Genomic DNA, 12,968 nt, shown 5'->3' with positions numbered 1-12,968 from the left:
GAGCGCAATTCTTTTACGTTTCTTGTTCTTCTGTTGCCTTTGCTTTTCCTTTTCTGCCAGCCTAGCTTTGACGTTCCCCATGAAATCAGATGGCACATGGAAATCCTCGATCGTTTCAGTAAGATTTAACATGGTTAACATGACATCCTGGAAGGTTGCCAAATCCTCCTGACAGTCTTGACAATGATATATATGTATCTCTAAATCAATCCTTTTCGACCGCTCCAGGGTTCTTTCTAAGTAATCGATGTAATCCTTTTGATACTCCTTACAGCCATTAAAGGGTCCGTACCCCAGTTCTTTTCTAAGTGACTGAATTCCGGAAAACAAAAGCTCTTTCATCTTTTCCACTGTAACGTGGAGAAGATGTGCCGCTTCATCCTGAGAGATTCCTTTTACATATGTAAGGGCCATCGCTTCTTTCTCGTCCGCTTTCAATTGATCAAGTGCTTTAAATAAATCCTTATGTTGGTCACTTTCCTCTGAAGCTTGTAAACTTCTATCCTCAGAAAGCTCCCGGCAGTTATGTATGAAAATGGATGTAACCCACGTTTCGAATGATGTTTCATTTTTAAATCGCGGCAATTCCTTTTGGACTTTTATAATCGACCGAAAAAAAAGCTCTTCCATTTGCTGCTGATTCCTAAGATAGGACCAACCAAGTGTATAGAATGATTGCTTATGCTGATTGAACCAATCAACGATAGATTCCACGCCTTTTTCACTTGTCGTAGTGATTGACATGGTATCTATTTTAGCTGGGATCATAAATGTGTTTCCCCCTTTTACCATCTCTTTGTAGAAGCAGGCAATCCCTTATCAGAATTTTCTATAGCCACATTCATATTCTTATTTTATCCAAAATGTCGATATTTACCTATTGTTTTATTCCTTGTAATGGTTCCGTTTCTCACAGAGAAGGCGATCCATTGTCTTAAGCAAAAAGGGGGCAAGCATCATGAATACTTCTGACTTCTAGATTATTGATGTTATTCATAATTATTAACTAATTATTGAATAAGGAGGACCTTGATGAATAGTCGATATAAATCGTATCATTCCCATTTAACCCCTTTTGGTCCTTACCCTTCAATAAACCAAGCGTTTCCCACCCCGACTAATTTATATATGGGATATCAGCCGCCAAACCGTTTACAGTTAACTTCTAAAAAGACACTTAGAGCAAGAAGCTTATGGGAACCTATATATGACCCTTATTACAATCTTCTTCCACAGGCAAAAAGAAGCAGATCTAGATCACGTCAGCGCCGTCACGCGGAAATGATATCGCATCACAAAACTTCTATAAATCCTTTATACTTTCGCAATGGTGAAGAGACCGCTCCACGTTTTCGTATGCCTGATCAAGGAATGTTACCTGAAAATGCCTATCAAATGATCCATGATGAACTTACACTTGATGGCAAACCTAAACTTAATCTTGCAACATTCGTTACCACATCGATGGAATCTTCCGCAGATCGTTTATATGCCGAAGCATTCAACAAGAATTTGATTGATAAGTGTGAATATCAGCAGACAACATCAATCGAGGATCGGTGTTTACGAATGATAGCCGATCTCTGGCATTCTCCCCGTCCGCTAAAAACGATGGGCGTTTCGACAACGGGATCATCTGAAGCATGTATGCTCGGGGGGCTGGCATTAAAGCGGCGCTGGCAAAAAGAGCGTAAGAAACAAGGGAAACCGATTGATCGGCCAAATATCGTTTTTAGTTCTGCTGTACAGATTGTTTGGAAAAAATTCGCGAACTATTGGGATGTTGAACCGCGTTATGTGAACATTACCCCGAATCGCCCTTGTATGGACCCTGAAGATGTGCTCGCTGTCATAGATGAAAATACAATCGGTGTGGTATCGACTTTTGGGGTAACTTATACAGGCCTTTATGAACCGGTTGAGACTATCGCAAAAGCTTTAGACGAACTCGAGTCAAGTACAGGTCTCGATATTCCGATACATGTAGACGCTGCTTCAGGAGGATTTATCGCACCGTTCCTCCAGCCGGACTTAGTCTGGGATTTTCAGCTGCCCCGAGTGAAATCCATCAATGTTTCCGGACATAAATACGGATTAGTGTATCCAGGTATTGGATGGATTATTTGGCGGGAGGCTGAAGATCTCCCTGAGGATCTCATCTTTCATGTTTCCTATTTAGGAGGGAACATCCCGACATTTGCCCTGAGTTTCTCGCGTCCCAGCGCACAGGTACTCCTCCAATACTACAACTTTCTCCGTTTAGGCAAAGCCGGATACTATGAGGTACAACGGGCTTCCCAATCTGTGGCGTATTTTCTCAAGCTTACGATTCAGACAATAGGACCTTTCGAAGTATTAACAGACGGTTCAGATATTCCGGTAGTAACGTGGCGACTAAAGGAAGGATACACATCAAATTGGAATCTTTACAATTTGTCCGATCAATTGCTGACATTTGGCTGGCAAGTGCCGGCATATCCTTTACCCCCGGATATGGAAGATGTAACAATTATGCGCGTTGTCGTTCGAAACGGATTTTCCATGAACTTGGCTCACTTGTTCTTGAAGAACCTTCAACAGGCCGTGTCATTTCTGGATTCCTTGGAAAGTCCAATCCCACATGACATGAGCTGTGATATCAGTATTCGCCATTGACCTGAAAAGTAAGAGCCGGTGTTTTGAACTAACTTTTAGTGGTCAGTCGCCCGTTCCGTTAAAGTAGTAGGAGACTGACCATATTGTTCGTTTAGACTCAAATTTATCATAGTACAATAATTGAAAATCTCAAACATTTAGGGTTATTTACTTTTTATACTAAGACCACTTCCCATCACTGTGTCGCCCCGAGATATGTTCTAGAAATGAGAGATGGCTTCCTGTTTTCTTTCTCTACAATAGAGTTTTTAAACTTGTTAGATTGTGTAAGCAGCTTTTTTGAAAAGATTGTCATCAATAATGCATTTCTTTCCATCAAACTTAATATTTAATTCTTTTCCTTCAATAAATGTTTTAGTAATTCGCACTAATAGCTGCTTGTTATTTATTTCAACAAGATAGTAAGAAGACATATCGTTAAATGAATCTGCGACTTGTAAAACACCCGGCTGTATAATAAAATCAACAATTTCTTGTGCCAAATTTAACTTCTTTCTTCGTATTAAAGGATAAATTGCTTTTGCATTTGGATATTTTTCTTTCACAACTGCATCATACTTTGAACGGAATTTTCCATTTTTCTGATAGGTTTCTATATCAATATCTTCTTTGATTACGATTGTAGTAATGTCTTTCGGACTATTAACTAATGAATCAATACTTACATCAAACAATTTAGCAATGCACTGTAAATTATTAATATCGGGAATTCCTCTGTCATTTTCCCATTTTGTAATAGCCTGCCTTGAAACACATAATTTATCTGCTAACTGCTCCTGTGATAATCCTGCTCTCTTTCGAAATTCTTTTACTTTTTCACCTAATGTCAAAATCAATTCCTCCTTGCGTTTTTTGTTATGAAAGTTATATCATTTAATTTCATAAAATCCTAGAAATTCCGGTTTACATCGATGATACTTTGCGTAGCATTATAAAAAATGTACCATTAGCGTGAACACTAATGGTACTTTGAAGAATTTTTATTTGATCTCAAAAATTTACTCTGCTTCACCGACAACTGTAAAACGTTCATTTATATGTTGTGGTCTTTTCCAAAGTTATCAAGCAATGCACGCACTTCATCTGTTGATTTCGTGTTCATCAATTGATTTCTTAATTCAGCAGCTCCAGGGAATCCTTTGACATAAATTTTGAAAAAGCGATGAAGCCCTGTCATTGAACGTGGCAGTACTTCCGCATATTGATCTTGAAGATCAAGCTGCAGTCTTAAAAGATCAAGGTACTCTTTACTGCTATGCTCTTTTGGCTCTTTTTCAAAGGCAAAAGGATTTTTAAAAATACCTCGCCCGATCATAACGCCATCAATACCATATTGTTCAGCAAGCTGGAGCCCAGTTTGACGATCAGGAATATCTCCATTGATTGTTAGCAGTGTATTGGGTGCGATACGGTCACGTAATTTTTTGATTTCCGGAATTAACTCCCAATGTGCATCTACTTGGCTCATTTCCTTTCTTGTACGTAAATGAATAGAAAGGTTTGCAATATCCTGTTTTAAAATATTCGTTAGCCACGCCTCCCACTCCTGAACCTCGTTATAGCCAAGTCGTGTTTTCACGCTGACAGGCAGTCCGCTCATCTTTGCTGCTTGAATAAGTTCTACCGCAACGTCTGGGCGCAGAATCAGGCCACTACCCTTCCCTCTCGATGCCACATTCGGTACAGGGCAGCCCATATTAATATCGATGCCTTTAAATCCTAGCTCTGCCATGCCAATACTCATTTGACGGAAATATTCGGGATTATCCCCCCAAATATGTGCTACCATTGGCTGTTCATCTTCTGTAAACATCAAACGGCCACGCACACTTTTCATGCCTTCTGGATGACAATAGCTATCCGAGTTTGTGAACTCTGTGAAAAATACATCCGGTCGACCGGCTTCACTTACTACGTGACGAAAAACAACATCTGTCACATCTTCCATTGGTGCAAGTACAAAAAATGGCCGTGGTAAATCACGCCAAAAATTATCTATCATTTCAAACTCAAATCCTCTCACTATGGATACAACTTCAAACTCTCGGTCAAAAAATATTAAGCCAAATGTTCCACTTCTTTTACATTTATAGCATGCCTAATAACTTATTATCAAACACGGTGCCTGTCACAACCCGAAGTTTGCTACATTTTGTCGAAAGAAATACATTTGCAGAAAGAGAGCCCATTTCTATTTTGAAATGGGCTCTTTGAATTATTTCAATACTAACCTGATATGATAATTATTTGTGACCTTGAGGAAAAATTAAATGTTTTGTGGGGTAAAAGAAATACATAAGATTATCTGGAGATGTAATGCAAATTGTTACATATGAAGGTAATTACTACTATAGGGTTATTTCGATAAGCCGCGAAATTGGAGAATTAAGCAAACAGTCATAAAAAATTAGCCAAAATACACTTCTACACGCCCTTCTATTTTTGCTGTTGCTAAACAATTTTGTATAAAATTCTGGATTTGTTTTTGATCCCAAGTTAAGAAATCACTTTCTGACAGAGAATCACTATTTTTATAAAATTGCTTTGAGGCACTCAAAGCCTTTTCAATTTGTTGTATTGAGAAGGTAGAACTGTCGCCCGATCCACTAACTCCTGCATAATATTTATTTGCATCAAGTAAATTATACAGGATGGTTGCATTATAATTCCCCATGCTGAAACGAGCATAAGCAATTTCTTCTCCTGCTTTATTGTATCCTGATATATCGTGACCCATTAATTATCCTCCTTCAAATATAAATTTACTTACCAAAAATAATTTGTCTTAAGAAACTAATAATGATTATATGTTTACATGGTTTACCTATCCTTTCAGGTCAATTTTTAAAAAACAATTTTCTTGAAATAACATAGAAGAAATGGGTGTTAGAGCAGAAAAATCTGACACTCTGCACGCATAAATGCGGCAGGTTCTCTTGTCCAAGCTTCTTCTTATCTCTCCCTAGCGCTATTCCGAGGAATACCTAGGTACAACAATAAGACACTCACTTAGTTTAGAGAAGCTTTATCGAACAAACAACCCAGGGCTGTTTAACGTTCAGTAGGTAGGTCACACCTTGAGATTTTACTTGTTTAACTTTTAATTCCCATACTAGAAATGGAAGGTTGCATTAGTTTTAAACGTTGTATTTCTAAATCATGTTTCACAATAAAATTCGTAAATGTATGATCGCACAAGGCTTTATCAATTTTATCTAGGCTTTCGCCAATATTTTTAATTAGAAAAGCAGAATATAAATCTCGCTGCACAGTAAAATTACCTACTTGACTCCATCGTTGGTGGAGTTTTTTCTTTTCGAATGCCTCCGATTCGTGGTTGTATTGACTAGCTTTTGCTGTCCAGGTGTTAATTTTGTTAAATTTAGCATATAAATATTTACATTTATATTCCAAAATGGAAACAAATAACGCTGGAGCTTTGTTGGCAATGGACTTTCCAAATCTCTTCTTTCGTTGGAACTTACCAGTCTTTTCATTGATTTTGGTTTCTTTCGCTCGTTTTTGGAGTCCTTGAAAGTGCATCGTTTCAACAAAGAATTCATCTCCAGTACGTAGGACGACATTTGCTAATCGGCAATGGGATTGTTTTCGTTTTGCGGCTTGTTTTCGCTGAATATCTTGTAGTTTATTTCGTAATTTAATGTAGTTAGTAGAAAATGACCATTTATCTTTATTTCCAACTTTAAAGGTTCCGTCAGGATTAAATTTTTGGGGGTTAGTGGTGCGTTTAGACCGGTCCATCTTTCTCAAAATTAATCGTTTTTCTCTTTCCAGGCTATATACATTGGGAGCAAGTTCCCGTAATAATGCTACATGATCAGAAACTATTGCCATTGTTTGTGTACCAGGGTCGATTCCAGTTCTACCTTTACCTAAACGAACTTTGAATAAACCGGTATTCTTATCCCGTTTTGCAGGTGGAATACCTTTCATAATCAATTGAACGAAATATCGTATTTTTCCACGAATCATTTTTCGTATTATACGACAGTATTTAATGTTTTTTATGTTCAATAATGCTTCTCTTGCATAGATGTCCATTTCTCTTACTTTAATCGGAACCATCGTTCCAATTACATTTACTAAATATCGACCTTTCACTTCACGAAAAGTAATTCCTGATTTATTCGTTTTACCTTCTATAGAAGTCATGGTTCCGTATTTTTTGAAATAGACGTTTTTGGCATTACCATAGCGTTTCTTTTCAAACGCTTTCCAAGCACGACTGGCTATTTTTTGAGCTGTATTAATATCTAATACTCCTTCGAAATGACGTTTCATTGGAGCTACAAATTCATGAATAGCATATTCGTTTAATCCAAATTGACGCTCTATTTCCTTTTGTTTGTTATACAAAGAACGAAGCTCTGTTTCTAGAATCATTATCTCTTTTTTATCTTTAGACTTTTGAATTTTATTTTTGACGGTCTTAATACACCTTACGTTTTTACAGTAGTGTTTGTTATCTTGCACCAACCGGTCTCGTTTTAAAATTTCCCCTAAACAAGCGTTTTGAATTTTTCGGGAAACTTCAAAGACTTTATCAAAACGGAACATATCAAAATGAGTGGTATTCATAGGAAGTGTTAATACAAAACTAGAATCTTCTTTCTTAGACATCTCTTAACACCCCAAACACTCGTTCTATATCTAATATACCAAAATATTCTTAAAAAAGCTATTAAAACTCCCTTAAAAAAATAAAAAAACCGAATTCCTCCCCATATTTAAAAATAGGGGCTTCCTTCGGTTTAATATGGTGAACATTAAAATTTTAACCTAAACAAAAACCGACAATGTTCGAATATGACATTTTGTAGAATAGTAGTATAAATTACTTTTTTTCTAAAAAGTGGTAAACAATTGTTTATGGCCATAAGATGTTAACAGCTGAGGGTCAGGTATGGGGGGATATTTAATGGAAAGCACGGTAAATAATCAAGAAATTAAGAAACAACATGTAAATTCAGCTAAGTGGTATGCAAACTGGAGGTTTATTACAGCTAGTATCATTTTTATTATCGTGCTCTTCATTGTAGCAGGCAGCTATTATCAGGCAACCCATTTTAATTCACAAATCAAGATTAATGGCATCAAAGTCGGTGGAATGACCGCTGATCAGGCACTAAAAAAATTACAAGCAACCTTATTAAAAAATGTTGTCTATGTAGGACAGCAGCAAATTTTAGATGGAAAAGATACAAAGATGGTATTTACGAATAAGGATCTGCCCGATGTCAAAAAATTATTAAAGAGCCAGAGGACTTTTTTCCCTTCTTCAAAAGCGAACGACTATTCATTAATGCCCGGTAATCAGGATCAGTATCGAAACCAGACATTGAAAAAACAGGTGGAAGAAAAGCTGTTGGCCATGAATAAGGGTTTAAAAGCACCACAAGATGCGGTTGTTCGTTTGGAACAAGGCAAAATTGTTGTCACTAGCAGCATTAGTGGAGAGCAGTTTGATGTCGCCAGTCTTTTGAAGGACTTCGAAAAGCAAAAATATATTAGTGAAATCCGGCTCAATCCAGTTTACTTACAGCCGATTAAAGAAGACAGTGAGTTTATAAAAAATCAACAGAAAAAGTTCGAAGAATTCCTTGCTCAGACCGTTGATTACAAGGTGCAGGATAAAGTTTTTACGTTAACCCCAAGCGAATTAATTAAAAATGCATCTATTTCAAAAGATTTGCAGATTAAGATAGATGATGCCGGTGAAATTAAGAATAAGCTTGCTGAAATTAACAATGCCCAATCAACATTAAATAAGGATTTCACATTCAAGACCCATTCAGGTTCGTTGATATCAGTTAAAGGTAAAGGCTATGGCTGGGCCATCGATGTTGAAAGAGAAATACCACGTATTATGGAAGCTTTTGAAAATGGGGAGAAATCGGTTTCCGCCTCTAATATTTACGGACATGGCTGGAAGGGCGAAGGCTACGGATATGACACAAGCGCAAACAACGGTATTGGCGATACGTATGCTGAAGTCTCCATTGCAGAGCAGCGAATTTGGATATACAAAAATGGGAAATTAGTCGTCACAACGAATGTTGTTACCGGCACACATGATAACCGTCATGATACATCACCAGGTGTGTGGTATATCCTCTATAAGCAATCACCTTCCGTACTAACGGGCAGAGAAAACGGAAAAATCACTTATCAGGTTCCTGTTAATTATTGGGCCCCTTTTACGAATGACGGACAGGGATTCCACGATGCCAGCTGGCGAGGCAATTGGGCAAGTAATGCCTATCTTGGGGCAGGATCGCATGGCTGTGTCAACACACCGCCAAGCATTATGAAAGCTGTGTATGATAATCTCAGCACCTATGAGCCGGTTGTTGTTTACTAAGACAAGTGAGGCTGTTCCAAAAATATTACTTTTTAGGACCAGCTGGCTCTTTCTTTTCGAAGAATGATTGGTTTTATTTGGCAAAGCATCCAAACAGGTTCATTTGGATGCTTTTTTCTATCATCTGAGAGAAACTATTAGAAGTTTGCACTAGAATAATTATTTTGCTGTTGCTGTATTCCCCATTGCAATAGAAATTCTATTCCAATTGTTGATTTGATTGATTATTAGAACAAGGTCAACATATTGTCTTTCATCATAATATTCACGTACACGGTGATAAAGCTCATCTGGCACACGTTTTGATGGGATTAAAGTCACGTACTCTGTCAACTCAAGAGCTACTTTTTTGTGCATCTGTATAATGAGTTGTCGAAAAAAATGTTATGGGTCTGACCCCAAAATCTCGAAGCATGTAAGATTGGGTAAACGATGGTTAAATGATAAAAAAAATCAGGCTGCTCACCGAAGCAGCCTGATTTCAATTTTTATTTATTTTTTTAATAATGTAACAGGTACCGTCTTCAGCAAAAAATAAATCCTTTCCCCTCATTAGATTAAAATGTACCTTCTCTTTATCGTACATCAGTTTTTCCACTTTTTCATATTGCTCCAACATGCCAGCTTCTGGGTTAATAATAATAGCTTGATTGGTTGAAACAAAGCCCTTAGGATCACTTTTTCGTTCCGGCTTTAATTCGGCCATCCATTCTCCATGAAGCAAAATAGTTTGTGCAGAAATTTTTGTTTTTCGGTTTTGAATGGACCAAGTTTTACGGCAGTTACAACGGTAAATTTTGTTCTTCATCCCTTTGTACCCTCTTTCGATGATCATGAATGAAGTATCTTATTAATTGTATTCATCGAATATTTAGGTTATGAAGCCCTTTTTCCTGGATGAGCCATCCACATTATTTCTTGCATATAAAGCAAAAATTGTCGTGAATAAGTAGGTTCAATACCGCCTTTAAAGTCCGGAGCAATTCTCTAATAAGAATTAGATTTTTTCTTGACTGCTACAAAATGCTGTTATTAGCAGTATTTTTTATAAATATAAGAAAGCCCAAAAAACGCAAGTAGTGCATAAAACTTGCATATTTTTGGCGCTTTATATTTTAATCCTTAATGTGTTAAAGCCCCACTTTAACGATACCTTACTTTTATTCGAATAACCCTATGAAGATTTAGATATTGGCCAACTATACGGTCCGTCCTAAATGTCTTCTAACTCCATCCTTTAACCATCTCGCTGTCAATGTTTCTGCATTTAACATCTCTTCCGGTGTTCCTTCGAATATAATTTGTCCACCTTGTTTTCCTCCTCCTGGACCCAATTCTATTACCCAGTCGCTCGCCGCTATCAAGTCTAGTTTGTGTTCGATTATTATCACGGAATTTCCTCTGTTTACAAGATTTTGAAATACATCTAAGAGTTTTTCATTATCTTCTGAGTGCAGTCCTGAGGATGGCTCGTCTAACAGATAGATTTGGCCCTCTTTTTGTAAGTGGCTTGCAAGTTTTAGACGTTGAATTTCTCCACCGCTTAGGGAACTTGTCGTCTGCCCCAAGGTCAGATAACCTAATCCCACATCTTTTAGCGTGTGGACTCTTTTTATGATTTTTGGCGCTTTGAAATAATTTATAGCCTCGTCTATCGTTAAATCTAAAATCTCTACTATATTTTTATCTTGATAGCGATAACTAAGCGCTTCGTCTGAGTATCTCGTACCACCACATGCCTCACAAGGGATCGTCACTGGATCTGCAAATGCTACTTCTGGCGTTAGGACTCCTTTTCCTTTGCAGACAGGACATGCGCCTAAGGAGTTAAAGCTAAACAATCCTGCCGGTTGTCCTGTTGCTTTTGAAAATATCGCGCGAATATCATCCATTATTCCCATATATGTAGCCATAGTTGAACGATTGGAGATTCCTATACCGCCATGTCCTACCATTATGGAATCTGGATACTTTTTCGTGAAGGCTTCCAATATTAAGGAGCTTTTACCTGAACCAGATACTCCACATACAGAGACTAAGACGTTTTTAGGAATATTGATGCTTATATTTTTTAAGTTATTGTTACTTGCTCTTTTTATTGTAAAATAACTTTTTATATCCCTTGGGTTTTTATTTATTTTTAGCTGGTGCTTTAAGGCTGTTGCGGTGGGAGAGTTTTTTAGTCCTTCTAATTTTCCTTGATAGACAACTTTTCCTCCATTTACACCTGCTCCTGGTCCCATCTCAATTATTTCATCCGCAGCTTTTATTACTGATAGATCGTGTTCGATTACGATTACGGTATTATGTTGGTCTTTTATCCTTTTTAGCATCTTTATTAACATATCCACTTCTTCTGGATGGAGTCCCGCACTTGGTTCGTCGAAAATATAGGTGATATTATTTAGACTGCTTCCTAAATGACGAGCAATTTTTACCCTTTGAGCTTCACCGCCGGACAGGGTGCCCATTTTTCTTGACAGACTCAAATATCCCAGTCCCATGTCGACTAGTTGTTTTACATACGGGATTGCTTGTTGTGCTATCGATTTCCCCATCGGATCTTTTATTTTCTTTAGTTCTTCTAGCATTTCTGGCAGCTCTAATTGGTCGTATTCTGCAATATTTAGGCCATTTATTTTGCACTCTAATACCTTGGGGTTTAAGCCTGAACCTTTACATGTTGGGCATAATGAATGTGTTGACACTGCTAAGACATCATCTTGGGATACTTGTTTTAGTTTTGAGATGTCTCTATTTATATAAACACGCGTAAATCTAGGTAATAACCCATCCCATTCTGCATTATGGGGCCCATTTTTTGTGTGAAACGGTGCATAGGCTCTTTCACCTTCTCGAGGGCCATATAACAACAGGTGGAGTTCTTCTTCTGAGTAGTCCTTTATCGGTTTATCTGGATCGAATAATCCGCAGGTCATCATCCATTGACCTTGCCAGCCTGAAGGCGATAATGGTTTAAATTTCACTGCATATTCTCGAAGTGACTTATCGTAATCGATCATCTTATCAAGGTCTGGTGCAATTACTTCCCCATATCCGCCACATTCAGGACATCTGCCAAAAGAACTTTGGCTTGAAAAGTCAGTGGCAGAACCTATCGGTGGATTTCCTACTCTCGAGAACAAAAGTCTAATTAATGGATCAATATCCATATAGGTGCCTACCGTTGAACGGGAATTTCCTCCTATAGGTCTTTGTTCAACTACTACAACCGGACTTAAGTTTTGCATAAGGTCAGCGTGAGGTCGTTCGTACCTTGGCATTTGATTTCTGACATAGAGAGGATAGTTCAAAGTCATTTGTCTTCTGCTCTCTGTTGCTAATGTATCAAAAACCACTGAGCTCTTTCCTGAGCCTGAAAGACCAGTAAATACAATGATTTTTTCTTTTGGTATGTTTAAATCTACATTTTTTAAATTATTTTCTTTAAGCCCTCTTAAAATGATTTCATCTTTTATTCCTGACATTTTACTATCCTTTCTATGCATTAATACATTTCAATGGATCGTTCAACGATACCGTCAGAACTAAGCCCATTATTTGATAATAAAAACATTCATTTCATAGTTTACCCATTTTCGCTTCACCATTACTACAGTCTCAGCATGTATGGATTCTAATTAACACGTAAAAAAGGGTCAGACAATCATGACACATGTCCAGAGTGTATATGGAAACACTTGGGTGCTGGTGAGATAGATTTACTTCAGCGGGTGGCAATCTTAACCACCTGTTTTCATAAACTTTATTTTTAAAAAAGGGAGAACCTCAAAAGTTTTTCTATTTGAGGTTCTCCGTTAATATTACCCTATTATTTTTTTATAACTGAATGTTGATTTCACTTTGTTTGAAAAATAAACGGAAAAATTCCGTTTAAATTGGGAAATACCCATATTTCCTTAATAATAAA

The 12,968-nt window shown here is 37.4% G+C and carries 9 protein-coding genes and 1 pseudogene; 2 read left to right on the top strand and 8 right to left on the bottom strand.

Annotated features, from left to right (window positions below; translation table 11 throughout):
- Positions 1-768: sigma-70 family RNA polymerase sigma factor (locus BANVL01_RS25795; protein WP_156482423.1), on the bottom strand; the 768-nt coding region annotated here is incomplete at its 3' end.
- Positions 769-1,281: 513 nt separating this feature from the next.
- Between BANVL01_RS25795 and gad the strand changes: the two genes are divergently transcribed.
- Positions 1,282-2,655: a glutamate decarboxylase gene (gene gad, locus BANVL01_RS25790; protein WP_066097218.1), complete on the top strand. Its 1,374-nt coding sequence runs from the start codon at positions 1,282-1,284 to the stop codon at positions 2,653-2,655.
- Between the two features lie 257 nt (positions 2,656-2,912).
- Here the strand turns inward: gad and BANVL01_RS25785 are convergent, their stop codons facing one another.
- From BANVL01_RS25785 to BANVL01_RS25770, 4 genes are all read right to left on the bottom strand, one after another.
- Entirely contained in the window at positions 2,913-3,485 is a 573-nt protein-coding gene (locus BANVL01_RS25785; RefSeq protein ID WP_066095698.1) for a helix-turn-helix domain-containing protein, read from the bottom strand.
- 203 nt (positions 3,486-3,688) lie between these two features.
- Positions 3,689-4,678 carry a tRNA dihydrouridine synthase gene (locus BANVL01_RS25780; protein ID WP_082805157.1) on the bottom strand — a complete coding sequence of 330 codons (990 nt, stop codon included), beginning with the start codon at positions 4,676-4,678 and terminating at the stop codon, positions 3,689-3,691.
- Between the two features lie 384 nt (positions 4,679-5,062).
- Positions 5,063-5,392, bottom strand: a complete 330-nt coding sequence (locus BANVL01_RS25775; RefSeq protein WP_066095692.1) for a hypothetical protein — start codon at positions 5,390-5,392, stop codon at positions 5,063-5,065.
- Positions 5,393-5,748: 356 nt separating this feature from the next.
- Positions 5,749-7,296 carry a hypothetical protein gene (locus BANVL01_RS25770; RefSeq protein WP_066095689.1) on the bottom strand — a complete coding sequence of 516 codons (1,548 nt, stop codon included), beginning with the start codon at positions 7,294-7,296 and terminating at the stop codon, positions 5,749-5,751.
- Positions 7,297-7,594: 298 nt separating this feature from the next.
- On the opposite strand from BANVL01_RS25770, the gene BANVL01_RS25765 reads away from it, so the two are divergent.
- Positions 7,595-9,037, top strand: coding sequence for a L,D-transpeptidase family protein (locus tag BANVL01_RS25765; RefSeq protein WP_082805156.1), 1,443 nt, complete (start codon positions 7,595-7,597; stop codon positions 9,035-9,037).
- Positions 9,038-9,196: 159 nt separating this feature from the next.
- On the opposite strand, the pseudogene BANVL01_RS27090 reads toward BANVL01_RS25765, so the two are convergent.
- From BANVL01_RS27090 to BANVL01_RS25755, 3 genes and pseudogenes are all read right to left on the bottom strand, one after another.
- Positions 9,197-9,388, bottom strand: a pseudogene (locus BANVL01_RS27090) (carboxymuconolactone decarboxylase family protein); the annotation flags it as partial.
- Positions 9,389-9,518: 130 nt separating this feature from the next.
- Positions 9,519-9,845, bottom strand: a complete 327-nt coding sequence (locus BANVL01_RS25760; protein WP_066095682.1) for a hypothetical protein — start codon at positions 9,843-9,845, stop codon at positions 9,519-9,521.
- Between the two features lie 391 nt (positions 9,846-10,236).
- A complete protein-coding gene (locus BANVL01_RS25755; RefSeq protein WP_066095680.1) occupies positions 10,237-12,525 on the bottom strand; it encodes an ATP-binding cassette domain-containing protein in 2,289 nt (762 codons plus the stop codon).
- Positions 12,526-12,968 lie beyond the last annotated feature (443 nt).

Origin of the sequence: Neobacillus novalis NBRC 102450, assembly GCF_001591805.1 — a bacterium.
GTDB lineage: Bacteria > Bacillota > Bacilli > Bacillales > Cytobacillaceae > Neobacillus > Neobacillus novalis.
Note: the sequence above shows the minus strand (reverse complement) of the source record. Positions and strands in the feature narration are given on the sequence as shown.